This is a genomic window from Salinicola sp. 4072 (assembly GCF_036663415.1).
In the GTDB taxonomy this organism is placed as follows: Bacteria; Pseudomonadota; Gammaproteobacteria; order Pseudomonadales; family Halomonadaceae; genus Salinicola; species Salinicola salarius_A.
Genome location: NZ_JAXOVV010000010.1, coordinates 74,378 through 100,131, shown reverse-complemented (window position 1 = coordinate 100,131; position 25,754 = coordinate 74,378). Strand labels below are relative to the sequence as shown.

20 protein-coding genes are annotated in these 25,754 nt (G+C 63.3%); 2 read left to right on the top strand and 18 right to left on the bottom strand.

Going from position 1 to position 25,754, the window contains the following annotated elements; genetic code table 11:
- Window positions 1–70 precede the first annotated feature (70 nt).
- The 12 genes from fdhE to R3F72_RS09075 all read right to left on the bottom strand — a co-directional run bounded on the left by fdhE (window position 71) and on the right by R3F72_RS09075 (window position 17,209).
- Window positions 71–1,033, bottom strand: coding sequence for a formate dehydrogenase accessory protein FdhE (fdhE, locus tag R3F72_RS09130; RefSeq protein ID WP_332779496.1), 963 nt, complete (start codon window positions 1,031–1,033; stop codon window positions 71–73).
- Window positions 1,017–1,664 carry a formate dehydrogenase subunit gamma gene (locus R3F72_RS09125; protein WP_071231415.1) on the bottom strand — a complete coding sequence of 216 codons (648 nt, stop codon included), beginning with the start codon at window positions 1,662–1,664 and terminating at the stop codon, window positions 1,017–1,019. Before R3F72_RS09125 ends, fdhE begins: the two co-directional genes overlap by 17 nt.
- The gene (gene fdxH / locus R3F72_RS09120; protein ID WP_332779495.1) at window positions 1,661–2,599 is read right to left on the bottom strand and encodes a formate dehydrogenase subunit beta; all 939 of its coding nucleotides are present in this window, start codon (window positions 2,597–2,599) and stop codon (window positions 1,661–1,663) included. The genes R3F72_RS09125 and fdxH overlap by 4 nt, the downstream gene beginning before the upstream one ends.
- Window positions 2,600–2,608: 9 nt before the next feature.
- Window positions 2,609–5,683: a formate dehydrogenase-N subunit alpha gene (gene fdnG / locus R3F72_RS09115; RefSeq protein WP_332779494.1), complete on the bottom strand. Its 3,075-nt coding sequence runs from the start codon at window positions 5,681–5,683 to the stop codon at window positions 2,609–2,611.
- Between the two features lie 244 nt (window positions 5,684–5,927).
- Window positions 5,928–8,117 carry a TRAP transporter permease gene (locus tag R3F72_RS09110; protein ID WP_332779493.1) on the bottom strand — a complete coding sequence of 730 codons (2,190 nt, stop codon included), beginning with the start codon at window positions 8,115–8,117 and terminating at the stop codon, window positions 5,928–5,930.
- Window positions 8,118–8,141: 24 nt separating this feature from the next.
- Complete coding sequence (locus R3F72_RS09105) at window positions 8,142–8,636, bottom strand: DUF1850 domain-containing protein (protein ID WP_332779492.1); 495 nt, start codon at window positions 8,634–8,636, stop codon at window positions 8,142–8,144.
- 44 nt (window positions 8,637–8,680) lie between these two features.
- The gene (locus R3F72_RS09100; protein ID WP_332779491.1) at window positions 8,681–10,015 is read right to left on the bottom strand and encodes a TAXI family TRAP transporter solute-binding subunit; all 1,335 of its coding nucleotides are present in this window, start codon (window positions 10,013–10,015) and stop codon (window positions 8,681–8,683) included.
- Between the two features lie 125 nt (window positions 10,016–10,140).
- Window positions 10,141–11,388: a cation:proton antiporter gene (locus R3F72_RS09095; protein ID WP_087720410.1), complete on the bottom strand. Its 1,248-nt coding sequence runs from the start codon at window positions 11,386–11,388 to the stop codon at window positions 10,141–10,143.
- A 237-nt stretch (window positions 11,389–11,625) separates the two neighbouring features.
- Window positions 11,626–12,846 carry a methionine adenosyltransferase gene (gene metK, locus R3F72_RS09090; protein WP_332779490.1) on the bottom strand — a complete coding sequence of 407 codons (1,221 nt, stop codon included), beginning with the start codon at window positions 12,844–12,846 and terminating at the stop codon, window positions 11,626–11,628.
- Between the two features lie 216 nt (window positions 12,847–13,062).
- The gene (locus tag R3F72_RS09085) at window positions 13,063–13,884 is read right to left on the bottom strand and encodes a class I fructose-bisphosphate aldolase (RefSeq protein WP_332779489.1); all 822 of its coding nucleotides are present in this window, start codon (window positions 13,882–13,884) and stop codon (window positions 13,063–13,065) included.
- The gene (locus R3F72_RS09080; RefSeq protein ID WP_332779488.1) at window positions 13,881–15,650 is read right to left on the bottom strand and encodes a glycerol-3-phosphate dehydrogenase/oxidase; all 1,770 of its coding nucleotides are present in this window, start codon (window positions 15,648–15,650) and stop codon (window positions 13,881–13,883) included. Before R3F72_RS09080 ends, R3F72_RS09085 begins: the two co-directional genes overlap by 4 nt.
- Window positions 15,647–17,209, bottom strand: a complete 1,563-nt coding sequence (locus R3F72_RS09075; protein WP_332779487.1) for an FGGY-family carbohydrate kinase — start codon at window positions 17,207–17,209, stop codon at window positions 15,647–15,649. The genes R3F72_RS09080 and R3F72_RS09075 overlap by 4 nt, the downstream gene beginning before the upstream one ends.
- Window positions 17,210–17,501: 292 nt before the next feature.
- Here R3F72_RS09075 and R3F72_RS09070 point away from each other — a divergent pair, with 292 nt between their 5' ends.
- Both R3F72_RS09070 and R3F72_RS09065 read left to right on the top strand, forming a co-directional pair.
- Entirely contained in the window at window positions 17,502–18,608 is a 1,107-nt protein-coding gene (locus R3F72_RS09070) for an alcohol dehydrogenase catalytic domain-containing protein (RefSeq protein WP_332779486.1), read from the top strand.
- A 69-nt stretch (window positions 18,609–18,677) separates the two neighbouring features.
- Complete coding sequence (locus R3F72_RS09065; protein ID WP_332779485.1) at window positions 18,678–19,481, top strand: DeoR/GlpR family DNA-binding transcription regulator; 804 nt, start codon at window positions 18,678–18,680, stop codon at window positions 19,479–19,481.
- A gap of 70 nt (window positions 19,482–19,551) precedes the next feature.
- On the opposite strand, the gene R3F72_RS09060 is transcribed toward R3F72_RS09065, so the two are convergent.
- From R3F72_RS09060 to R3F72_RS09035, 6 genes are all read right to left on the bottom strand, one after another.
- Window positions 19,552–20,508 (bottom strand): D-ribose ABC transporter substrate-binding protein, encoded by a 957-nt coding sequence (locus tag R3F72_RS09060; protein WP_110636849.1) that lies wholly within the window; start codon window positions 20,506–20,508, stop codon window positions 19,552–19,554.
- A gap of 59 nt (window positions 20,509–20,567) precedes the next feature.
- A complete protein-coding gene (locus R3F72_RS09055) occupies window positions 20,568–21,725 on the bottom strand; it encodes an ABC transporter permease (protein ID WP_322528043.1) in 1,158 nt (385 codons plus the stop codon).
- Between the two features lie 40 nt (window positions 21,726–21,765).
- A complete protein-coding gene (locus R3F72_RS09050) occupies window positions 21,766–23,322 on the bottom strand; it encodes a sugar ABC transporter ATP-binding protein (protein ID WP_332779484.1) in 1,557 nt (518 codons plus the stop codon).
- The gene (locus tag R3F72_RS09045; RefSeq protein WP_087720195.1) at window positions 23,322–23,972 is read right to left on the bottom strand and encodes a DUF2291 family protein; all 651 of its coding nucleotides are present in this window, start codon (window positions 23,970–23,972) and stop codon (window positions 23,322–23,324) included. The genes R3F72_RS09050 and R3F72_RS09045 overlap by 1 nt, the downstream gene beginning before the upstream one ends.
- Window positions 23,973–24,072: 100 nt before the next feature.
- Window positions 24,073–25,185: an MDR/zinc-dependent alcohol dehydrogenase-like family protein gene (locus R3F72_RS09040; protein ID WP_087720194.1), complete on the bottom strand. Its 1,113-nt coding sequence runs from the start codon at window positions 25,183–25,185 to the stop codon at window positions 24,073–24,075.
- 353 nt (window positions 25,186–25,538) lie between these two features.
- Window positions 25,539–25,715, bottom strand: a complete 177-nt coding sequence (locus tag R3F72_RS09035; protein ID WP_332779483.1) for a hypothetical protein — start codon at window positions 25,713–25,715, stop codon at window positions 25,539–25,541.
- Window positions 25,716–25,754: the final 39 nt, after the last annotated feature.

Here is a 25,754-nt window from a genome sequence, read left to right as displayed (position 1 = left end):
TCGAAGCTCGAAGCTCGAAGCTCGAAGCTCGAAGCTCGAAGCTCGAAGCTCGAAGCTCGAAGCTCGAAGCTTAGGCCGGCTCGCCCAGCACCAGCAGGGGGTTGAAAGCGCGCCTCGCCAGATCCCGATCGGCAATCATCATGTCCAGGGCCAGGCTGGCCAGGTCATCGGCCAGTGGGTCGGCGTCCGCCTCCCATTCGCGATTGACCCGTTTCAGATAGCTGTGGCAGTGATCGCAGGTCTCGGCCTGAATCGGCAATACCCGCTCGCCCTGCTCGTCCTCGAGCCCGCTGTAGTCCAGTGTCTTGCTGTCACCGCACTGTGCGCACTTGGCGCGCTCGGCGTACCACTCGCTGGCACACAGGCCACACTGCAGGTAGCGCACCCGGGAACGCGCCATGCCGATCTGGATCAGACTGCCGACGGCAGGAGCCCCGCAGCACGGGCACAGGCCGCTGGTGGCGCCCGCCGGTCTGGGCGGCGTGGCGGGCAGCATCCGCGCCTGACGCGTCCAGGCGACTTGCAGCGCGGCGCCCATCAGCGGTGCCATGGCACGCTGCTCCAGCGACAGCGGCCGGCCCTCGAGCATGGCGTGGGCCAGCTCGGCACGCTCCGTCTGCGGAAGCCGGCGCAACGCCTCGAACCAGCCTCGCTGCGGTTCTACCACCTGCGCGTCGAGTTCCTCCAGCAACGCCTCGAGATCGTCGTGCCACGACATGTCCCGCCACAGGCCGTCGATCGACAAGGGTGGAATGCCATGACGCATCGCCAGCTCCGCCCCGCTCGTCAACGCCGGACGCGGCTGCTGAACGATTCGGTGCTGCGCCTCGACCACCATTGCCATGAACTGCAGGTAGGCCGCCATCGCCGGGACACGCTCGGCCAGCTGACGCAGCCGCCGGGCGCGCTCGGCAAACAGCTTGCGCGAGGGCAGACCGACCATCGGAGGCGCCCCCGGTGACGGGGGCGCCTGGCCAAAGGCGTGCTCGCCGGCGACAGCCGGCTCGCTTTCGTTATCAGGGTTGCTGCTCACGGTGCTGTGCCTCCTCTTGTTCGCGGGCCCACAGGCCGTGGTGATGGCGCGCCCAGGCGCGGGTCACCCAGCCCCGGGTCATGGAACGAATCGAGCCCTTGACCCAGATGGCCGCGTAGACGTGAACCACGATGGTGACGATGGCCACGAATGCCGACACGGCGTGGAGCAGGCTGGCGAAGCGGATCAGCGGGATCGGGAAATAGCCGGCGAACCAGGGCCGCCACATGATCACGCCGCTGATCAGCAGTACCGCGATCGACACTACCAGCGCCCAGTAGACCAGCTTCTGGCCCGGGTTGTACTTGCCGATGGGCGGCAGCTTCTCGTCGCGGTTGTCGAGCACGTCGCCGATCTGGCGCACCCACTGGACGTCGTTCTCGCCGAGCAGGTTGCGCCGCACGTGCCGGGCCGCCATGGCGTAGAACAGCAGCACCAGCACCACCCCGAGAAACGGATGCAGGATCCGCGCCCAGACCGGCCCGCCCAGCGTATGGCTGAGGAAGAAGAAGGCCGGATGGAAGAACGCCAGTCCGGAGAGCGCCAACAGCACGAAGACCATTGCCATGGTCCAGTGGTTGGCGCGATCCAGCGGCGAATAACGAATCAGACGATCGCGTGGCATCTTCATCGGTCTTCTCCCCGCGGACGGGTGGCATCGTAGCCGAGCGAGTGAGGCGGCGGCGTGTCGTCCTGCCCATGCCCCGCGTGCTCTTCCGGCTCCTCCTTCGGCCCCTTTGTCATGTAATGGATCACGCCCGCGAACGCGGTGATACCGATGATCGCCGACATGATCGGCTTGGTCGCGCCCTTCCACGCCCCGACCAGCGGCGAGATGCGCGGATCCTTGGGCAACCCGCTGTAGCGATTGGGATCATTGGCGTGATGCAGCACGTACATGACGTGCGTGCCGCCGACCCCGGCCGGATCGTAGATACCCGCATCGCGGAAGCCGAGCTCCTTGAGATCGCCCACCCGCTTCTCCGCCCGCGCCAGCATGTCCTCCTTGGTGCCGAACTCGATGCAGTTGGTCGGGCAGGTCTTGACGCACGCCGGCTCCACCCCTGCGTTGACCCGATCCGAACAGAGGGTGCACTTGTAGGACTTCTGATCCTTGGGCGAGATTCGCGGAATATCGAACGGGCACCCGGTGATGCAGTACCCGCAGCCGATACAGTGGTTGGAGTCGAAGTCGACGATCCCGTTGGCGTACTGCACGATCGCCCCGGGGGCCGGGCAAGCCGTCAGGCAGCCCGGTTCGGCGCAATGCATGCAGCCATCCTTGCGGATCAGCCATTCGAGATTGCCCTCCTGCGTCTCGTACTCGCTGAATCGCATCACGGTCCAGGATTCCGAGGTCAGGTCGGTAGGGTTGTCGTAGGTGCCGTGGCACTCGCCGACATCGTCGCGCAGGTCGTTCCACTCCATGCATGCTACTTGGCACGCCTTGCAACCGATGCACTTGGAGACATCGATCAGCTTGGCGACCTCGTCGACATGCCCCCGGACCTGCGGGGGCGTCGTCGTGGTGGCGGAGCGGGCGATGATGTTCTGGGAATTGTCCATATACGCTCCTCAAGCCTTCTCGACGCGGACGGTGAACGACTTGTATTCCGGTGTCTGGGTGTTGGCATCGCCGACGAACGGCGTCAGGGCATTGACCAGATAGCCCTTCTTGGCCACCCCGGTAAATCCCCAGTGCAGCGGAATCCCCACATGATGGACCTGCCTGTCGCCGATCATCATCGGACGCAGACGCTTGGTCACCACCGCCACGGCCTTGATGAAGCCCCGCTTGGAGGAGACCTTCACCCAGTCGCCCGCCGCAATGCCGATCTCGTCAGCCAGCGCCTCGCCGATCTCGACGAACTGCTGCGGCTGCACAATGGCATTGAGCTCGGCATGCTTGGTCCAGAAGTGGAAGTGCTCGGTGAGACGATAGGTCGTCGCCGCGTGCGGAAACTCCTCGGGCGTGCCCAGCGCCTCGCGATCCTCCTCGAAGATGCGCGCGGCCGGGTTGTTGCGCGCCTTCTCCTTGCCCGGATGCAGCAGGTTCTGGGGCACCGGAGACTCGAACGGCTCGTAGTGCTCGGGGAACGGGCCGTCGACCATGCTCTGCCCCGCGAACAGGTGACCGACGCCCTCCGGCTGCATGATGAACGGCATCTGGCCCTGCGACGGCGGCGAATTGGTCGGAAAGTCCGGTACGTCCGCTCCCACCCAGGCACCTTGTTCGCTATCCCACCAGATGAACGCCTTGTCAGGCCCCCAGGGGCGTCCCTGGACGTCCGCGCTGGCCCGGTTGTAGAGGATTCGCCGGTTCATCGGCCAGGCCCATGCCCAGCCCAGCGTATTGCCGGTGCCGTAAGGGTCCGAGTTGTCGCGGTTTGCCATCTGGTTGCCGGCTTCGGTCCAGCAGCCGGCGAATATCCAGCAGCCCGCCGCGGTGCGCCCGTCGGCGGTCAGCTCGGCGAAACCGGACAGCTGCTCACCGGCGCGCCGGGTCACGTTGCCTTGCTCGTCGGTAAGATCCTCCAGCGCGCGCCCGTTGAACTCGCGTGCCAGTTCGTCCGCCTTCGGATCGGCCGGAATCCGGTAATCCCAGGTCAGGTTGAGGATCGGGTCCGGGAAGACGCCGCCCTCCTCCTGATAGAGCTGCTTCAGCTTGAGGAACAGCTCGCCCATGATGCGGGTATCCGGTCGCGCGTCTCCCGGCGGTGGTGCCGCGGACCAGTGCCACTGCAGCCAGCGGGCGCTGTTGACGATCGACCCCTCGTCCTCGGCGAAGCAACAGGTCGGCAGGCGGAACACCTCGGTGTCGATCTGGCTGGAATCGACATCGTTGTACTCGCCGTAATTCTTCCAGAATTCGCTGGTCTCGGTGTTGAGCGGGTCCATCACCACCAGATACTTCAGCGAAGAGAGCGCCTTGGTCACCTTGGCCCGGTTGGGGAACGACGCCAACGGGTTGAACCCCTGGCAGAAGTAGCCGTTGAGCTCGCCCTTGGACATGCGCTCGAACGTATCGAGAATGTCGTAGAGCGGCCGCTCGAGCTTGGGCAGCCAGTCGAAGCACCAGTTGTTGGCTTCGTTGGCGGCATCGCCGTACCACGCCTTCATCAGGCTGACATGGAATTTCTCGTAGTTCTTCCAGTAGGAAACCTGGCCTTCGACGGTGGGCTGCTTGGTGCGCTTGTCGATATAGGCGCGGTAGTCCTGCTCCTTGGCGTTGGCCAGCGTCATGTAGCCCGGCAGCAGCTGGGAAAGCAGACCCAGATCGGTCAGCCCCTGAATGTTGGAGTGTCCGCGCAACGCGTTGACGCCGCCACCCGGCATGCCCATGTTGCCCAGCAACAGCTGCACCATCGCGGCCGTACGGATGATCTGGGAGCCGATCGAGTGCTGCGTCCACCCCAGCGCGTAGAGGATGGTCATGGTCTTGTCGGGGACCGCCATCGCCGCGATCTTCTTCCAGATGCGCTGGATGTTCTCGACCGCGATACCGGTGATGCTCGAGACCATGGCCGGGGTGTAACGCGCGTAGTGTTCACGCAGCAGCTGATAGACGCAGCGCGGATCCTGCAACGTCTCGTCGCGACGGACGAAACCGTCGTCGCCCATCTCGTACATCCACGACTGCTTGTCGTAGCTGCGCGTCGACTCGTCGTAGCCCGAGAACAGGCCGTCCTCGAAACCGTACCCCTCGCGCACGATCAATGCCGCGTCGGTGTAATTCAACACGTACTCGTGCTGAATCTGGTCGGTCTCGATCAGATAGCTGATCAGGCCGCCGAGAAACGCGATATCGGTGCCGGTACGGATGAACGCCTTGTCCTGCGCCACGGCGCCGGTACGGGTGAAGCGCGGGTCGATCGTGATCAACTCGGCCTTGTTGTGTTCGATGGCCTCGGTGACCCAGCGGAAGCCCACGGGGTGTGCTTCGGCAGAGTTGCCGCCCATCGAGAGAATCAGATTGGCATTGCGGATGTCGACCCAGTGATTGGTCATGGCACCGCGACCGAATGTTGGGGCAAGACCTGCCACCGTCGGTCCGTGTCAGACGCGCGCCTGGTTATCGAAAGCCACCATGCCGAGATTGCGCACCACCTTGTGGGTGATGTAGCCGGCTTCGTTGGAAGAACCCGATGCCGCCAGGAACCCGGTCGTCGTCCAGTGGTTGACCGTCTCGCCGTGCGCCGTGCGCTGGACGAAGTTGGCGTCGCGATCGTCCTTCATGTGCCGGGCGATGCGGGTCAGCGCTTCATCCCAGCCGATCCGCTTCCATTCGCTGGTGCCCGCTTCACGCACCTGCGGATATTCGAGACGTCCCTTGCTGTGAACGAAGTCGAGCAGGCCAGCGCCTTTCGGGCAGAGCGAACCTCGCGAGACCGGGTGGTCCGGATCGCCTTCGATATGGAAGACGTTCTGTTCGACGTTCTTGGCGCCATCGCCCTTGCTGTAAATCAGAATGCCGCAACCCACCGAGCAGTAGGTGCAGGTATTGCGCGTCTCTTTGGCGTAGGTCAGCTTGAACTGGCGGATAGAAGCTTCGGCGGGTTCGGGGGCAAACCCCATCATCGCCAGGCTCGAGCTCGCCAATCCCGCCCCGCCCAGTTTGAAAAACTGGCGCCGAGTGACATTGATCGACATGTATCATCCTCAACGGTCATTAACCGGCACCTCTACCGACGGGTGCTTTGGTTGTCTTATATCAAACATCAGCGACGGATGCTACTGTGGACTCTAGACAAATTGTCGCTCATGACCATGGCCGAATGTGACGTCATCGACTGCCGCCCCGACGTCATCGAACCCGACTCGTGGCCCCGAATGAAAAACGCCCGCTCTCCTCGCAAGGAGAGCGGGCGTCATCAAGGCCCGAAGGCTCGGGGCGCTATACCGCGCGAGCGGGCGTAGTCTCCGATTTCGCCTTGGTCAGCAGGAACAGCACGACGGTAATGACCGCACCGACGATATCGCTGATCATCCCCGGGAAGATCAATGCCAGCGCGCCGATCGCTGCCAGTATCCGCCAGAACGGATTGAGCGGTCGCCGCAGATAGCCCTCGACCGCGACGGCCAGCAGCAACACGCCGACCACACCGGTCACGATGACCCACAGCGTGTTCCACAACGTCGCGTCGATCATCAGCATGCTGTGCGCGAACACGAACATGTACGGCACCACGAAGCCGGCGATCGCCAGTTTCATCGCCTGGAAACCGGTCGCGTTGGGCGATCCGCCGCTGATGCCGGCGCCAGCGTAGGCAGCCAGGGCCACCGGCGGCGTCAGGTTGGCGAACAGCCCGAAGTAGAACACGAACATGTGCGCCACGAAGATCGCCGTCTCGTTGCTGCCGGCCAGCTCGCGGAACATCGGCAGGTTGAGCAGAATCGGCGCGGCCATGGTACTGGTGATGATGTAGGTCGGAATGCTGGGCAGCCCCATGCCGAGCACGATCGACGCGATCATGGTCAAGAACAGCGTGACCAGCAGCTGGATCATCGGAATCGGAATCTGCTGGCCCAGCGTCACCACCGCGTCCGCTGCCTCCAGCGCAATACCGGTCAACGTGGCGATCCCCACGATGATGCCCACCGCGCCACACGCCACCGCCACGGGGATCGCGTTACGCACCCCGTCGTGCATGGCATCGCGACAATCGGCGACATCCATCTTCTCCGCCACCATGCCCAGCCTGGCACGCATCGCGTTGACCGCTACCGGGATCGCGATGATCACGAACAGCATCCAGCGGCTGGCCGGGAAGTTGGGCATCGCATGGCCGCCGAGCAGCGCGCGCAGCTGCGGTTCGAAGATCAACAGCGCGAGAACCAGGCTGAGCCCGATGGTGACGCGGCGCGTGCCGCAGATCAGTACCGTCGCCGCGATCGACCAGAACGCCGCGAAGAACGGCGCCCGCCCCTCGAACAGAAGCCACAGCAGCACGGCCATCGGTATCAGCAGGTGGCCTCGCTTGAGCATGACCTCCTTGAGCGGGGTCAACTGAGAACGGGGAATGCCTTCCAGCCCGTTGCGCATGGCGCGCAGATGCACCTGGAACAACACCCCGAGATAGAACAGCAGCGCCGGGATGATGCCGGCCAGAATGACCTGGGTATAAGGAACGGCCAGCACCTCGGCCATGATGAATGCCGCCGCCCCCATGATCGGGGGCAGAATCTGTCCGCCGACGCTGGCGGCCGCTTCCACCGCGCCGGCGAAGTTCGGCTTGTAGCCGGTCTTCTTCATCAGCGGGATGGTGAAGGCACCCGTCGTCACCACGTTGGCGATGGCCGAACCGTTGATCGAACCCAGGAAACCGCTGGCGATGACCGCCACCTTGGCCGGCCCGCCACGGGTATGGCCGGCGATCGCCAGCGCCAGATCGTTGAACAGCTGACCCAGCCCGGACTTGCCGAGAAAGGCGCCGAACAGGATGAACAGGATGATGTAACTCGCCGACACCCCGATCGCCGTCCCCAACAGCCCCTCGGTGATATAGACCAGGTGCGAGACGATCTGCTTGCAGGTGGCGAGAACGATCGCCTCGTTCAACTGTGGATAGAAAGAGAGCTTGGCGTAGAAGCCGTAGACCAGAAACAGCGTCGCCAGGATGGTCAGACCCCAGCCGGTGACGCGTCGGGTCGCATCGAGTACCAGCAGAATCGCCACGAGGCCGACGACCATGTCGACATTGTTGATGCGCCCTGCCGAGGCGATGACCCGGTCCGACACCATCAGCATGTAGACGCCGATCCCGAAGGCGAGCAGCGCCACGATGGCATCGCCCCACGGCACGCGATCCCGTGCGCCTTTGCGGGTCAGCGGATAGAGAATGAAGGCCAGGCCCAGCAGGGTATAGAGGTGGATGCTGCGCTGCGCGACATCGACCAGTGGCCCCGAAAACGAGGTGTAAAGGTGAAACAGCGCCAGCAGCACCGATACCGCCATGACGAACTGGACCACCGCGCGCGGCAGCCTGTCCCGTACCAGGCTCTCGCGATCGAATTTCTCCAGCGCCTCCTTGACCGACGGATCTTCCGGGCCGTCGGTGGAGATCGTGTTCTTCTGTTCGGACATATGTCTTCCTCGCCACGCAGGAATCTATGACAACCAGGGGCGCACCAGTGCCGGCAACACTTGCCACAAGGGCACCCTGAGTATGGAAAAGGTCAAAATCGGCGGTGGGTCGCCACGCGACAGGGGAATGACATGGCCGGCAAATATCAGGCGGTAGTGTTCTTCCACCGCCGCCTGTACCGCCAGCGGATCGACCACGCGATCGATCCCGGTCATCACCACCCAGCCATCCTCGAGATGGGTTTCGTTGCCGGCACGGGATGGCACACCGGCACCGAAGGTCTTGAATCGCGTTCCGGTGATTTCGATGACATCGCCCTCGGTAACTGCGAACCACTCTTCCCAGTCCTCCTTCTCGACCGAGTGCATCCAGCGCAGCGTGAAGGTCGTCCCCTCCCACCCCGGAAAAGCAAACCGCCACTGCGGTCCGTCACGAATGACCAGCCACGGTAGCGGATACGCAGCGGTGGCGATCACCAGGATCACCACCGCTGCGATACTCAGCCCGATTTTACGCATCGCCAGGACGTGTCATGGCTTGCGGGACACGCGAGCGCTCCTGCTCAGGATTGCGGTTCTTTGTCCTGAGCGTTGTCGCCACCACTGGTATCGCTGCCTTCGGTAGGCTGAGCGTTGTCTTCAGGCATCTCGGCGCTGGTCTGCTTGGCAGGGTCGGCCTCGGCACCGTCCGCATCGGTAGTTGCCGCCTGCTCGTTGGCTGCCTGGGAGGCCGTGGCCTCGCTGATGTCGGCCTCGTCGCCGCCGCTGGAGGCCAGCGTGTCGTAGTAGGCCTTGGCCCCCGGATGGAGCGGAACGACCAGGTTCTTGTCCATGGTGGCGGGATCGAACTGCTTGAGCGCGCCGACCGAGACGTTGCCGGATTCCAGATAGTCATGGAAGCGCTTGGACAGATCCTCGGCGACATCGTCGCGCATGGAAGACGGCACGATCATGATGTTGCGGATCGCCACGGTATCCACGGCGTCGCCCAGGTTATAGCGCTCGGGTGCGCCGGCCGGAATCTCGTAATTCTCGTAGTACGGATATTTTTCCAGCAGCGTGGAAGCAACGTCGCCACTGACCGGCACGAAGGTCACGTCGGTGCTCTGCATCAGCCCGGTGATGCTGGAATTGGGCACGCCAGAGGTGAAGAACGCGGCATCCAGGTTGCCGTTGCTCATTTCGGTCACGCTGTCGGCATAACCGGTGTGGCTGACCTGGGCCAGGTCGTCGTAGCTCAGACCGGCTGACTCCAGCACCTTGGCCGCGCTCTGCTCTACCCCGGAGCCGACCTTGCCGACGCCGACGCGCTTGCCTTTCAGATCGGCGATGCTCTGGATATCGCTGTCGGCCGTCGCGACGACCTGCACCACGTTGGGATAGAGACCAGCAATGGTCTGGATATCGGCGGCCTGGCCTTCGAACTGGTTTTGCCCCTTGACCGCATCGTAGGCCACGTCGCTCATCACGATGGCGACCTGGTTCAGACCGTCGGTGATGTTGTTGATGTTCTGCACGGAGGCGCCGGTGGAAACGACCTGCACGCCATCGACCAGATCACTCTCCTCGAACACGCTCTTGAGCGCACCGCCGATCGGATAATAGCTGCCGCCGGTACCGCCGGTGCCGAAGATCAGATTGACCGGCTCGCCACCGCCGGCCGAAGCCTGCTGGCTATCATCCCCGCCCGACTGGGAAGACTGGTCGTTGTCGTTGGTCGACTCGGAACCATCAGAATCCGGCGTTCCGCCACCGTACTGAGAGGTCGATGATTCCTGAGACGACGGCTGTTTCTGATCACCCTCCTTCGCCTGGTCATCACCGTCATCGCCGCAACCGACCAGCAGTGCGCTGGAGAGTCCCAGCGCGGCGACCAGCATTCCTGTGCGTAACTTCATGTTTCACCCCGTCACTTGATTGTCATCGGCCTGTCCGGCCGAAGAATATACACACCATGATGGCCCCAAGAGTAAGGAACGCCCGGCGGCGATACCATGCCCGAACCGTCATGCACGACCAAAGTCTAAGACTTGTCGGCCTCTTGCGATAAGACTCGCTGAACCAACCCCCCAATGGTCAGACCTTGTACCAGAATCGAGAAAAGCACGATGAGATAGGTCACCATCACGATGGTGTTGCGGTAGTCGCTCTCGGGCAGACCCAGCGCCAGCGCCACCGAAATTCCGCCCCGCAGCCCGCCCCAGGTGAGCACACGCGTGGTCCCGGGACGATAGTGAATCCAGCGCTTCAGCATCATCATGGGCAGGCCGATGGTGATCAGCCGAGTCACCAGAATCACGCCGATGATCGGCGCGGCAACGATCAGATACGACCACTCGAAGGGGATCAGCAGCAGCTCGAGACCGATCAGCACGAACAGCACCGCGTTGAGAATCTCGTCGATCAGCTCCCAGAAGCCATCGACATAGCGGCGCGTGGTATCCGACATGGCGTGCTCGCGGCCGCGGTTGCCGATGAACAGCCCGGCGATGACCATCGAGATCGGCCCCGAGACGTGCAGATGCGTCGCCAGCGTATAGCCGCCCAGCACCAGCGCCAGGCTGACCAGCACCTCGATCTGATACTGGTCGATGCTCTTCATCATCCGATAGGCGATGTAACCCATCACCAACCCGAGCAGGATGCCGCCGCCGGCCTCTTCCAGAAACAGCATCGCGGAGTGCGAGACCGTCAGCGCTTCGGTCGCGGTCGCCGCCCCCAGCATCACGGTGAAGACCACCACCGCGACGCCGTCGTTGAACAGGGATTCACCGACGATCTTGATCTCCATGTCCTCGGGTGCGCCGGCGCTGCGCATGATGCCGAGCACGGCAATCGGGTCCGTCGGCGAGATCAGCGCCCCGAAGACCAGGCAGTAGAGATAGGGCACCGCCATATGGAAGGTAGCGAAGAGCCACCAGGCCGCACTGCCGATCGCCACGGTCGAAATCACCACGCCGATGGTGGCAAGAAAGCTGATCGAATAGCGATAGCGCTTCAGTTTATGGAAATCGACGTGCAGCGCGCCGGCAAACAGCAGGAACGACAGCATGCCGTCCATCAGCAGCGCATTGAAGTTTATCTGCCCCAGCCAGGCTTCGGCCCAATCGGTAATCGCGTCGAATCCGAGGTGACTCAGGGCGATCAGCAGCAACGAAGCCATCAGCGAGATGAACATCACGCCGATCGTCGCCGGCAGCTTGATGAAGCGGTAGTTGAACCACGCGAACAGCGCGGTGATCGTGATGAAGAGTGCTGCGATTTCCAGCATGGCATCCTTTCCTGTCGCCGCCAGCCGTGGCGAATGATCGATAGGCGTCCTGCCCCATACCATAACGATAGTGGCTCATGACGATGGCAGCCATGATGCGGGTTTATCCCGACGGCAATTCGTTGGAAAAGCGAGCAACCAAAAAAGCGGACCCGTGATGGCGGGTCCGCTTTGCGTTACTGACCAGTCGGGTCTTTCGACCGATCTAGCGCATCGATCGAGTCGATGCATCCACGATCACAGGCCGGCAGCGGCCTTCAGCGTCTCGGCCTTGTCCGTCTTTTCCCACGGGAAAGCGGTGAAGGTTTCGGTCTGGGTTTCACCGTTGACGTCGGTCCAGGTGTAGCTGTGTTCGAACGGCTCGCGTCCGAAGTGACCGTAGGAGGCGGTCAGTTGATACATCGGATGGAGCAGGTCGAGCATGCGGGTGATGGCGTGCGGGCGCAGATCGAAGTGCTCGCGCACCAGCTCGATGATCTTGGCCTCGCTGACCTTGGCGGTGCCGAAGGTGTTGATCGAGACCGAAGTCGGCTCGGCGACGCCGATGGCGTAGGAGACCTGGATTTCGCACTTGTCGGCGAGACCGGCGGCGACGATGTTCTTGGCCACGTAGCGCCCGGCATAGGCGGCACTGCGGTCGACCTTGGACGGATCCTTGCCGGAGAACGCCCCGCCACCATGGCGCGCCATGCCACCGTAGGTATCGACGATGATCTTGCGTCCGGTCAGGCCGCAATCGCCCACCGGGCCACCGATCACGAACTTGCCGGTCGGGTTGATGTGGAACCGGGTCTTGTCGTGAATCCACTCCGCCGGCAGCACGTCGCGGATGATCAGATCCTCGACCGCCTTGCGCAGATCATCCTGGGAGATGTCCGGGTCGTGCTGGGTCGACAGCACCACGGCATCGACGCCATTGGGCTTGCCGTTTTCATCATAAGTGAAGGTGATCTGGCTCTTGGCATCGGGACGCAGCCAGGAGAGCGTGCCGTTCTTGCGCAGTTCCGCCTGACGTTCGACGAGACGATGCGAGTAGTGGATCGGCGCCGGCATGAACGAGTCGGTCTCGTTGGTGGCATAGCCGAACATCAGGCCCTGATCGCCCGCGCCCTGATCTTCGGGCTTGCTGCGATCGACGCCCTGAGCGATATCGACGCTCTGCTTGCCGATCAGATTGATCACGCCGCAGGTCTCGCCATCGAAACCGACTTCCGAGGAGGTGTAGCCGATATCGATGATCACCTTGCGCACCAGCTCTTCCAGATCGACCCAGGCGGTGGTGGAGATCTCGCCGGCGACGATGGCGACACCAGTCTTCACCAATGTCTCGCAGGCCACGCGAGCCTGCTTGTCCCGGGCGATGATGGCATCGAGGACGGCATCGGAAATCTGATCGGCGATCTTGTCCGGGTGACCTTCGGACACGGATTCGGAGGTAAACAGAGAGTATTCGCTCATGGCGTACGGGGATCCCTTCGTTCACTGGTTGCGGCTCGCGGTCACGACCCGCCTGACAAAATACGCAGCGCCGCCGGTCGGAAGGACGGATGAAAACGACGCACGACATCACTGTCCCCAAGGCGCCGGGGCAGGGCATAAAAGTCTACACACAGAATAGCTAGCTGCCTATTCTTTGCCACCTAAGCCGCCGATTGATCGGCACTATCGGACGCTTTACGTATGGACGCTATACGTACCGTGCACGATCTCGATCAGTTGCTCGATACCCGCCGTGGCGTTCTCCCGCTGCCAGGCATTGCGCCCAAAGATCACGCCCCGCGCGCCGTTATCCAGTGCATTGCGGGTGAAGCTTGCCAGGGCCTCGTCGTCGTTCATTGCCGCCCCGCCCAGCACCAGCACCGGAACCGGGCAGCTGTCGGCCAGCGCGCGCATCTCCTCGGCCTCGCCGGTGAACTGCGCCTTGACCAGGTCCGCTCCCAGCTCCGCGGCGATCCTCGCGACCCGCGCAATCCGCTCGCCATCGAGACGCCCGCCTTCAAGCCCTTTCTCACGATGTCCCCATACCACCGCTTCGACGATCAGCGGCAGTCCGATCGCCTCGCACTGGCGGGCGGCCTCCGCCACCGCTTCGAGATTGTCGGCTTCTCGCCTGGGGTCGTCGTAACCGGAGATCAGACACATCACCACGGCGTCCGCACCCATCGCCTGCGCCTGGGCCGGCGTTGCGATCATGCGGTGATGCTCCTCTCCCGCCAGGGTGAAGTCGCCCACCATCGGGTAGTCGATCCGCAGCACGACCCTGGGCGCCCGGCTATCGGCGAACAGGTCGCCGCAGGACTTGAGCACGCCCGGCGACAGCAGCACCGCTTCCGGCCCGGCCGCGACGATCGCCTCGCAGGCTCGCCGCGCGTCGATCGCATGTTCCACCGGTCCCGCCAGCAGAGTGCGGTCGAACGCCACCATGCAGCTCAGGCCGGTATCGCGACGAAATAGCCGCCCGACACGTAACCCACTGGAAGAAAAGACGGTCGTCATGACGTGCTCTCCTGAGTCGAGATTGTCGAGCTTTCCTGCCCGGATGTCAGCGCAACGCCATGCAAGCGTGTCGCGATTTCGTACACCGCGTCGATCTCCTCGCGGCGGCGTGTCCCGGCCCAGCCGAGCGCCGCGCCGCACAGGGTTGCAACCTCGTCGATCACCGCGCTGTCGAGCTGGCCGGAGAGCGCGATGGGCAGACGCCGGAACAGCACGTCGGCCAGATGTTCGACGCGCTCGAAGCGACAGACGAAATCGATCTCCCCCACCCGATAATCGGCAAGCGAGGCGAGCGGACGCTGCCGATTCACGCCCTCGGCGCTCATTCTCGCGCAGTGACGCGCCACCGCCTCGCCGCGAGTGCCGTAGCGATCCAGCAGCGTGATCGCCCGCGCTCGATCCCCCTCGCAGAGCGCCGTGATTCGGCAGAGCCACACCTCGCGTGCCGCGTCGTCTCGGGGGTAGTCGCGCCCGCCACCGATCGCCAGTTGCTGCGTACTGATCTCGCGTCGGCGCCCGAGCCTGGCCAGCACGTCATCGGCGACCTCCTCGGCAAAACCACGAAACGTCGTCCACTTGCCACCGACCAGCGACAGCACCGGCCAGTGGTGAATGCGATCCTCGACGATGGCGTGATCGCGACTGATCTGACCGGGGTCGGCGGCGTCGCTGCGCGGCAGCGGGCGCACGCCGCTGTAGCGATAGCGCACCTGCTCCGTCCCTACCACCACCTCGGGAAACAGATAGCGCACCGCCTCGAGCATGTAATCTCGTTCGTCGTCGTCGCAGACGGCCTGGTCCGGATCGGTGCAGCGAATGTCCGTCGCCCCGACCAGCACGTGGTTCATGAACGGGTAGATCAGACAGATACGCCCGTCCGGCGTGCCGAAGTAGATCATGCGCCCGTCGAGCTGGCGCCGGATGGCCGGCACGTCGACGATCAGATGCCCACCCTTGGTGCCGCCGATATGCCGCGTTTCCCGCCCGAGCTGGCGATTGATCTCGTCGATCCAGGCGCCCCCGGCATTGACGATGACCTGCGGGCAAACCGTGAAAGCGCTGCCGTCTTGATCCTCGAAGCTCACCGACTCATCGTCGGCGCCGATCAGGCTGACGTGGTTGAGCGCCATCGCCTCGCGATGTGCGCGGCAGCCATCATCGATCAGCTCGAACCCGAGGCGTTCGGCCTGGCTGATCGCCGCGTCGTAATAGGTGTGCAGCGCCCGCACGTCGCGCCGAATATCCGGCAGCGACCGATGCACCTTGCGACCCAGCATCATCGAATGGCGCGGCATGCTGCGAAAGTGGCGACCGAAGAAGTCGTACAGCGTCAGCCCGAGTTCGCTGATCAGGATGCCGCGATCGTCGATCTTGGCCGGCCGCCGCAGGAAACGCTGGATCGACGGCCAGATGCCGCCCCACCAGCTGTGGGTCGGCATCGCCGTGCGCAGCGGATGCACCACGTGCGGCGCATTGCGCAACAGCAGATTGCGTTCGCGGGTCGACTGCGCCACCAGCCGGAACTCGCCGGTTTCCAGATACTTGAGGCCGCCGTGGATCAGTCGCGACGGCGCGGCGCTGGCGCCGGCACAGAAGTCCTGCTTGTCGACGATCAGCGTATCGACGCCCTGCAGCGCCAAATCGCGAAACAGCCCGGCGCCGTTGATCCCGGCACCGATGATCAGCACCGACACCGCGGGATCCGCCCGCAGACGATCCAGGGTCTGCCGACGCGTCGGCGGCATGGCATTGGCGGGTTCCGTCATCGTCTTGCTCCCATCGTTGGCGTGGATTCCGCCGAAGTGTCGGGTGAATCCGGGGGCGACGCCTCGACGTCCAGCGTCGCCCATAGCGTTCTCATCCCTTCGATCAAACGCTGGTAGCGCTCGAAGCCCTGCTGACACGCGGCCTGGCGCTCCGAATCGGGGCTGTAGCGGTGGTCGACCTCGCAAAGCGACGTGGCCGACTCGATGGAGGGAAACACTTCGGCGGCCACCCCGGCGCAGATCGCGGCGCCCCAGGCCGCAGCCTCCTGGATGCGCGAGGTTTCCAGCGGCAAGCCGAGCGAATCGGCGAACAGTTGGGCCAGCCGCGGCGAGTGACTGCCGCCACCGGTGATGCGCACGCGCTCGATGGCGAAGGTCGAGGCCAGGGCATCGACATGCACCCGGTGATTGAACACCACCCCTTCCAGGATCGCACGCAGGACATGGCCACGGTCGTGCCATCCCTGGAGACCGAACAGACCGGCACTGGCCGGTTCATCGTAGGGCGAACCATAAAGGAACGGGTGGTAGACCAGTCGTGACGGGCTGCGGAATGCGGCGTCCAGCGACGCTTCCATCTCGGCGAAAAAGGCACCCGTGCCGCCATCTCCCGGCTGCCCCCACTGACGATGAAACCATTCGAGATTGCTCGACGACGCCGGTGAAATCGCCATGTTGAGCCATTGGCCAGGGCGTAGCCCGTTGCGTGTCGCCCAACGCGGATCGGGCTTGGGCGCGTCGGAAAAGACCTCATTGATGCTGAAGGTGCCGGCCGCGATGGTCAGCGTGTCCGACGCGACGTTGCCCAGCCCCACCGCGCTGGCCGTGACATCGTGAAGCCCCGTCGCCACGGGAGTCCCCGCTTTCAAGCCGGTCTCGCGGGCCGCCGCCTGGCAGACGTGCCCGGCGATCTCGTCAGGCATGCGCACCTCCGGCAGCGCCTCGAAGGCGCCATCGATCCCCAGCATCGACAGCGCGTCACGGCTGTAGCGCTGGGTCTCGACATCGGTATAGCCGGTACTCGCCTCGGTGAAGTCGGTCGCCACCGCACCGGTCAGCTTGAAACGCAGCCAGTCCTTGCAGGTCAGCACATGGCCGAGCGCGGCGAACCGTTCCGGCTGGTGATCCTGCATCCACGCCAGCAAGGTCACCGGCGAGAAGGCAAACGGTGTCTGACCAATCCACGCCAGCGCTTCATCACGGACACCCTTTCGGCACCAGCGCTCCACCATACCCGCCGCGCGGCTATCCAGTGAGGTGATCGCCCGGCCAAGCGGCTCACCCTTCCCGTCAATCGGGTAAAGCCCGTCACCATGACCGGTAACGCCGACTGCCAGGATTTCGTCACCGTCCAGCTCGGCCATTGCCAGGGCACCACGTATCGCCGCTGTCGCGCTCGCCCAGGCGGCGCTCATGTCACGCTCGACCCAGTGCGCCTGAGGATGCTCGAGCCGGGAAGATTCCCGCCCGATCCCCACGACGTGGCCCTGGGTATCGAAGATCACCGCCTTGGTGGAACTGGAGCCGCCATCGAGCCCCAGCAGATAACCGCGTGACATGGCTGCCTCCCCGTTGATCGCCTTCGCCGAATCATTCAGTGGTGGCTTGCACGAACGCCACTCGCGGCCATTTCTAACATTATTCTGTGACGAAAAGTCGTTAGACGTTAGTGTTAACTATCTTTCTGATTTTAAATAATACTAATTTAATCAAAGATTTAAAAATTACCCGCCGAGCAGGAAACTTATCCGAGACCAAAGTCATACGGCAGTACGTCACTTTTTGATGTTATTTCTTCACTACTCCTTCGTTATTCGTTTCATATCCACCAACCCAGCGCCGGAGTCTCCAATGTCCGATTCTCGAGCGTCACTTCCCGAAAGCATGCAGGCCGTGGTCTGTCGCGGCCCCGGCGACTACCGCCTGGAGCGCGTGCCGACACCCCGGCCCGGCCCGAGAGAATTGATTCTCAAGATCCAGGCCTGCGGGATCTGTTCGAGCGATCTGAAGTGCCGCGATGGCGCCGCCATGTACTGGGGCGACGGTGAACGCTTCCCGCCCTGGGTCAAGCCACCGATGATCATCGGCCACGAATTCGCCGGCGAAGTGGTCGCGCTCGGTGAAGGCGCCGCCGAGCATTTCGACGTCGAACTCGGCATGCGCGTAGTGCCGGAGCAGATCCTGCCCTGCCGGCAGTGCTTCTACTGCCAGCGCGGCCACTACTGGATGTGCGAGGTGCACAACATCTTCGGCTTCCAGGGCGGTGTCGCCGACGGCGGCATGGCGGAATATCTGCGCGTGCCGGCCAACGCGGTGCTGCATCCGGTCGATCCGCGCCTGAGCGTCGAGGACGCCGCCTTCCTCGAGCCGCTGGCCTGCGGCATCCATGCTGTCAATCGGGCCGAGATACAGTTCGACGATACCGTGGTGATCGCCGGTGGCGGGCCGATCGGCCTGGCGATGGTCCAGCTCGCCAGGCTCAAGACGCCCAGACAGCTGATTCTGGTCGATACCCACGACGACCGCCTGGCGCTGGCCCGCGACTACGGCGCCGATCACGGCTTCAACCCGCACCGCGACGACATCGCCAAGGAGATCCGCGCGCTCACCGGTGGCTACGGCTGCGAGGTCTATATCGACGCCACGGGCTCATCGAGCGGCGTGATCCAGGGGCTGGAAGCCTTGCGCAAACTGGGGCGCTTCGTCGAATTCAGCGTGTTCAAGGAGCCCACCACCGTCGACTGGTCAACCATCGGTGATCGCAAGGAGCTGGACATTCGAGGCTCGCACCTTTCACCGCACACCTATCCGGTCGCGATCGACCTGCTGGCCCGGGGCCTGGTGACGACTCATGGCATCGTGACGCACCACGTTCCATTGGCCGAGTTCGAACGTGGCTTCGAGATCGCCGCCCGGCGCGATTCGATCAAGGTCGTGCTCACCGCCAGCGCGAGCTGACGGGGAGCGCCATCGAATCGCCGCGTCGCGGTAGACTACGCCCCTCATTTCTCACGTCACGGGAGAGCCATGACCTCGTTCGGAACCCAGGCGCCGCAACCTGCGATCAAGGGCGCCTCGGCGCGCCGACAGGCGATGCTGGACTACCTCATTCAGGCCGGCTCGGCACAGGTCGACGAGCTGGCCGACCGTTTCGGCGTCAGCCGCATGACGGTACATCGCGATCTCGACACGCTTGCCGAACAAGGCATGGTCAACAAGCAGCATGGCGGCGTCACCACTCGCTCTTCCAGCGTGTTCGAGAGCAATTTCGCGCTGCGCTCGCACATCGCGACCCGGGAGAAGCAGGCGCTGGCCCGCGCGGCGCTGGAGGAGATCGCCCCCGGCGAAGCGGTGATGCTGGACGACTCCACCACCGCCAGCGAGCTGGCCGCGCTGCTGCCGGCGCGGGAGCCGCTGACCGTGATCACCAACGGCCTGGAAAGCATCGACCGGCTCAAGACCGTCGGCGGTATCAAGCTGATCACCCTGGGCGGGGACTATCAGCCCCGTTTCAACGCCACCTTCGGCCTGCTGTGCGAGCAGACGCTCGTCAATCTGCGCGCCAATGTCGCCATTCTTTCGGCTTCGGCAATACTGGGTACTACTGCTTACGTTCAGGATCCGGCCGTGACCCAGATCAAGCGCGCCCAGATGGCGGCGGCCGAGCGGCGCATTCTGCTGATCCACAGCGCCAAGTTCGGCAGCAGCGCGCTCCATCGGCTCGCCGATCTGAGCGAGTTCGACCTGGTCCTGATCGATGCTGGTCTGGCGGCCGGGCATCGGCAGGTACTGGACGACGCCGGCATTCGCTACCGCCTGATCAAGCCCTGATCCGCGCCCCCATCCAAAAACCGCCGCGAGCCAGAGCCCGCAGCGGTGAATCGACGAACGGTTGCGCGTGTTACTGCTGGAGCACGAACGGCGAGACGTACTTGTCGACGTTGTCCGGCGTGATCAGCAGGCAATCGAACAGGTGCTTCTCGCCCTGCACACCGGTTTCGCCGGTGGTAATGAACTTGTCCGCCATCTGTACGGCCGCCTTGGAGAAGATCGCCACCGGCTGCAGCACGGTATAGGCGAGCTCGCCGGACTTGACCGCCTCGACCGCATCGGGCGAGCCATCGAAGCCGCCGACCACCACGTCGTCCAGCCTGCCGGCTTCCTTGAGGGCAGCGATCGCGCCTAGCGCCATCTCGTCGTTGCCGCTGATCACCCCCTGGATATCCGGGTTGGCCTGCAGCAGGCTCTGCATCTTGTTGAAGCCTTGGGTGCGATCCCAGTTGGCGACGTCTTCACCGACCTTGTTGAGATCCGGGTACTGACTCAGCACGGTTTCATAGCCGTTGGAGCGAGTCGCGGCGTTGTTGTCGGAAGGCGCCCCCTTCAACTCGACGTAATTGGCCGAGTCACCGACGGCCTGAACCCACTGCTGCGCGCCCAGCGCGGCGCCTTGCGCGTTGTTGGAAACCAGCTGCGCCTTAGCCAGCCCCTGCTCGTTGATTTCGGCGTTGACCAGAAAGACCGGGATGCCGGCTTCGACGGCCTTGCGCACCGCCCCGACAGAGCCATCGGCGTTGGCGGGATCGAGAATGATTGCCTTGGCCTGATTGGTGATCGCGGTGTCGATCTGGCGGCTTTCGGCGTTGGTATCCCCCTTGTGAGCGCTGACGTTGGCTTCGTACCCCAGTTCCTCGGCGGTCTCGCGGGCAATCTTGCCCTCGGTGAACCAGTAGGGGTTGGAGGTATCGTTGACGATGATCGAGATCAGCCCCTTGTCCTGCGCCATGGCGCTTCCGGCGAGCAACGGCGCACTGACGGCGAGGGCTGCGATCAGCAGGCGTTTTCCTGTCTTGAACATGATGGATCACCCTTCTTTTGCGGTTGTGTTTCTAACCCGTGTCGATCGACACGTACGGGTTAATGCTGCGTTGCCGGCTTGCCGGCACTACTTTCCGCCCCGGGCGTCGCGCGGGATGCGTCGTCGCTCGAGGATGGAGACGTGGGCGAAGCGGGCGGCGATTCGGGCTCGGACGACTGGGTCGCGCGTTTCTTGCGCCCGCTGTACTGAATGCTGTTGAGCAGGACCGCCAGCACGATCACCGCGCCGGTGAAAACGGTCTGCCAGTAGGAAGAGACGCCAATGATGACGAGGCCGTCGGACAAAAACCCGATCACGAAAGCGCCGAGCAGGGTGCCGCGCACGTTGCCGCGGCCGCCGGTCAATGCGGCACCGCCGATCACCACGCCAGCGATGGCGGTCAGCTCATAGGTGGTACCGGCGGTGGGGCCGGCGGAGGTCAACTGGGAAGAGAGCACCAGCCCGGCGATCGCCGCGCAGATGCCAGAGAGCACGTAGACCGAGACCTGCACTCGCTTGACCGGCACGCCGGAGAGCTCGGCCGCCCGCGCGTTGCCCCCGGTCGAATAGACCCAGCGACCGAACGGAGTCCGCGCCAGCGCCAGAATGGTGACGACCGCAACCGCCGCCAGAATCAGTACGCCCACCGGCACGCCAAACAGCCGGTTGAAGCCGAGCCAGTCGAAGCCGGTGTTGCCCAGCTCCGGGCTGCCGCCGAGATTGTTGTAGGTCAGACCGTCGGTCATCAGCAGCGCCACGCCGCGAGCGACATAGAGTAGCCCCAGGGTGGCGACGAAGGCCGGCACCTTGAAGTAGGCGATCAGCACGCCGTTGATGGCACCGACGAACGCGCCCAGCGCGCAGGTGAGAATGACCACGACCCACACCGGCGGATAGAGCGTCACGCCGAACATGTCGAAGGTCACGCCCTGCATCAGGAAGCCGGCCACGACTCCCGCCAGGCCCAGGGTCGAGCCCACGGACAGGTCGATGCCGCCGGTCAGGATCACCAGCAGCATGCCGATGGACAGCAGCCCGAAGATCGCCACGTGGGACGACATCGTCAGGAAGTTGTTGGTCGAGAAATAGACCGGCGATAGCGCCGAAAAGATGATGATGATCGCGATCAGGGCGAAGAAGGCGCGCCCTTCCAGCAGCAATCGACCCAGGTCGAAGCCACCGCGTTGGCGCTCTGCCGCTTGGCTGTGTTTGGACATGTCAAAACTCCATTCGAGGAAAGGCGCTAGCGTGCTCTTGTCAGGCGACCACGGCTTCGCCGGAGGCAGCCATGATCTGTTCCTTGGAAGCGTCGGCACCGAACTCGGCCGCAATCCGCCCGCGACTCATCACCACGATGCGGTGAGCGATACTCAGGCATTCGCCGACCTCGGAGGTGGAAAAGATCACCGCGAGGCCTTGCTTCGACGCGCCTTCCGCCAGCAGCTTGAATACCTCGGCCTTGGCGCCGATATCGATGCCGCGGCTCGGCTCGTCCAGCACCACCACGCGGGGATGGGTCGCCAGCATCTTGCCGATCACCACCTTCTGCTGGTTGCCGCCGGAGAGCGAACCGATCTCGGCCCTGGCCCCGTCGGTCTTGATGTGGACGTTGGCAATCGACTCGTCGACCACGCTGCGTTCACGGTTGCCCGAGGTCAGCAGCCAGCGGGTGAACGCCTTGATGCTGGCCAGCGACAGGTTCTCGCCTACCGTCATCGTCTGTACCAGGCCGTCGCGCTGGCGATCTTCCGGCACCAGCACCAGCCCCTTGGCAATGCGCTCGGCGATACTCAGGTGCGAGACGTCCTCGCCTTCCAGCACCACTCGCCCGCCGCTCAGCGGCACGCGTCCCGCCACGCACTCGAGCAGCTCGGTCCGCCCAGCGCCCATCAGCCCGTAGATGCAGACGATCTCGCCGGCGCGAACGTCCAGCGACAGGCGATCGACCACCGACCGCTCCGGCACGGCCGTGTCGGCGACGCTGACATTCTCGAGCGACAGCGCCACCTCGCCCATGGTGTGTCCGGTCGGCGGCGAGCCGAGATCGAAGTTCTCGCCGACCATGTTGCGCACGATCCACTCCAGATCGATGTCCGCGCGCCTGGCGTAGGCGGTCATCACGCCGTCCCGCAGCACCACCGCGTGATCGGTGATGAGCAGCGCCTCTTCCAGATGGTGGGAGATATAGACGATCGACACACCGCGACTCTTGAGATCGCGAATGACCCGAAACAGGACCTCGACTTCGGTCGCCGACAGCGCCGAGGTCGGTTCGTCCATGATCAGGATGCGCGAATTGACCGACAGCGCGCGGGCGATCTCGACGATCTGCTGCTGCCCCAGGCGGAGATCCTCCACCGGCGTCAGCGGGTCGATCGGTTCGTCGAGCTCCTCCATCAGGGCGCGGGTCTGACGCGCCTCTTCGGCATAGTCGATGCCCATCGGCCCTTTCAGCTCGCGGCCCATGAAGATGTTGTCGCGAACGCTGAGATTGGGCGCCAGGCTGAGTTCCTGGTGGATGATCGAGATGCCCAGCCGCTGGGCATCGGTGGTCGAGGCGAAGCGTACCGGCTCGCCCTCGAGCAGGATCTCGCCGGAGGTCGGCTGAATGACGCCGGAGAGGATCTTCATCAGCGTCGACTTGCCGGCGCCGTTCTCGCCGAACAGCGTGGTCACCTGGCCCCGATAGACATCGAAGTTGACCGTCTTCAGTGCATGCACGTTACCGAACGACTTGGCGACATCCCGCGCCGACAGGACGATATCGTCGACCGGTTCGCTGGCGGGAGCGGGCCGACTCGAAGAGGAAGCCATCACTGCACCTCCATGCTGACGGGGGTCACCAGCCAGTTCTTGGGATTGATCAGCTTGAACACGCCGGTCACCCTGACGGTCTTGCCGCCCAGGTCAGCGGTATCGATGTCCGCCAGCACCGCCGCCTTCATCGCCTCGTTGATCGAGGCGCCCGCGTTCTGGTATTCGATCTGATTGGTGAACTCGCCGAACGAGATCTCCCCGGTGGCATCGCGCAGATCGGTGCCGTTGATCGCCGGGCCAGTCTGCACACGGATCGTGATCTCGTCGGGCACACCGTCGGCCTCGACCGTATAGATGCCCGAGCGGGCTTCACCGAACGTCCCGGTGAAGGTCACCGGCACCACTGGCCCGAAACTGTCGCCAACGCCATATTTCTGCCCTGCCGCGGACGAGTCCTCGAGAACGGCGGACGCCAGCTCGCCGGCCTCGACGGCACGCGCCTCGACGCTGTCCCGAATGGCCGGAAAGTGCTCTCCGCCATAGGTTTCGGCGGAAAACCCGCCGGCCAGCTCGGCCTCGGTGCCAATCTCGACGACCTTGGTATCCCAGGCCATCGCCGCCAGCACCACGACCACACAGGCGCCGATGATCAGACGTCCTTTCAGCTTCTTCGGCGCCGCGGGCCGACTGGCAACTGTTGCACTCATCACTGCGAGCCCTCTTCTGCGAATCTCTGCCACGAAACTTCTGCTGCCGCTCGTCTGCGCCGGGCGACGAAACCGATCGTCGCCCGGCACGAATCACAACTCAGGGAATCAGCACGATCTTGAGTGACTTCGAACCGTTCTTCATGAGCTCGAAACCTTCCTCGTATTTCTCCAGCGGCAGCTTGTGGGTGACGACGCCTTCGGTGGGGAAGTCGCCTTTACGGATGCCCTCGATGACCAGCGGATAGCAGTAAGGGCCGAGATGCGAGCCGAGCACATCGAGCTCCTTGCGGTCGGAGATGATGCTCCAGTCGACGCTGACCGGATCCTTGAACACGCTGAACTCGACGAAGCGGCCCAGCTTGCGGATCATCGATAGCCCCTGCTCCACCGACTTGGGATGCCCGGTCGCCTCGATGTAGACGTCGCAGCCGTAGCCTTCGGTCATCTCCTTGATGATCGAAACCACATCGTCGCGTTTGGGATTGAGCGTCAGATCGGCACCGAACTTCTTGGCCAGCTCCAGACGGTCGTCGAACAGATCGAGCACGATCAGTTTTTCGGCCCCCGCCTTCTTGGCCGCGCCGACCATGCCGAGCCCCAGCGTGCCGGCGCCAGAAAGCACCACCACGTCGCCCAGCTCGATCTTCGCGCGCTGCACCGCATGTAGCGAACACGCGTAAGGCTCGATCAGGATCGCCTTCTCCAGCGGCAGCTCCTCGGGGACGTGGTAGTTGATCGCCTCCTTGGTGAACTTCATGTACTCGGCCATGCCGCCGTTGACGTTGTTCTGGAAGCCGTAAAGGTCATGCTTCTCGCACATCCAGTACTGGCCTCGGCCGCAGAAACGACAGTTCCAGCACGGCACGATCTGTTCGGAGATCACGCGGTCGCCGACCGCATATCCCTCGACCTCGGCACCGACCTTCACCACCCGGCCGATGAACTCATGACCAGGGATCATCGGCGCCTTGATATAGGCCGGCTGCGTTTCGTCGCCCCAGAAGCTGGGGGCGCCATCGTAGGACTTGATGTCACCGGCGCAGATACCGCACCCCTCGACCTTGATCAGGATCTCCTTGGCATCGATCTCGGGAACCGGCACTTCCTCGTAGCGATAGTCTCCGGGCGCATAGGCGACCACCGCCTTCATCGTCTTGGGGATATCGCCAGTGGAAGCCGTTTGCGTGGACGTGGCGGTGGACTCGCTCATGGAAGATCTCCCGTGGATAAACACATGTTCAAACTTCGGTCATATGTTTTTAGCGCAATACACAAAGGGACATCAATGCAAGTGCGATAAATCAGGCCTAAGACTTTAGGCAAATAAAATATAAATTATTGATTTATATTGATTTTTAAAACCTATATTCAAAGAGCTAAGACCAAAGTTTTTACGTATCTTTCGTTACGAAACGGCCACGTTGAAAGTATTAAAATGGGGTTAAAATGAGCAAATTGTGAACATATGAACAATCAAGCATCGTTCACGAGCGTCTTCTCGATCAAAAAATAACGGCGCGGCTTTTGGCCGCGCCGTCGATACAGCGAAAGAGTTTTACGATTTCACTGAAAATCACCCAAATTATCGCGGGTAATCAGATCGACTCCGGTATCCATATAATCCGGCGCAGCGACATCCAATACCTGTTGCCATAATGCCTGAACGGTCCAGTAGCCCTGCGCCTCCGGACGATTGGCCACAGTAGAATCGGCCACACCTTCATCAACGAGCTGCAACATTTCCGGTAGTCTTTCGAGACCGACAAGTTGTACTTCCCC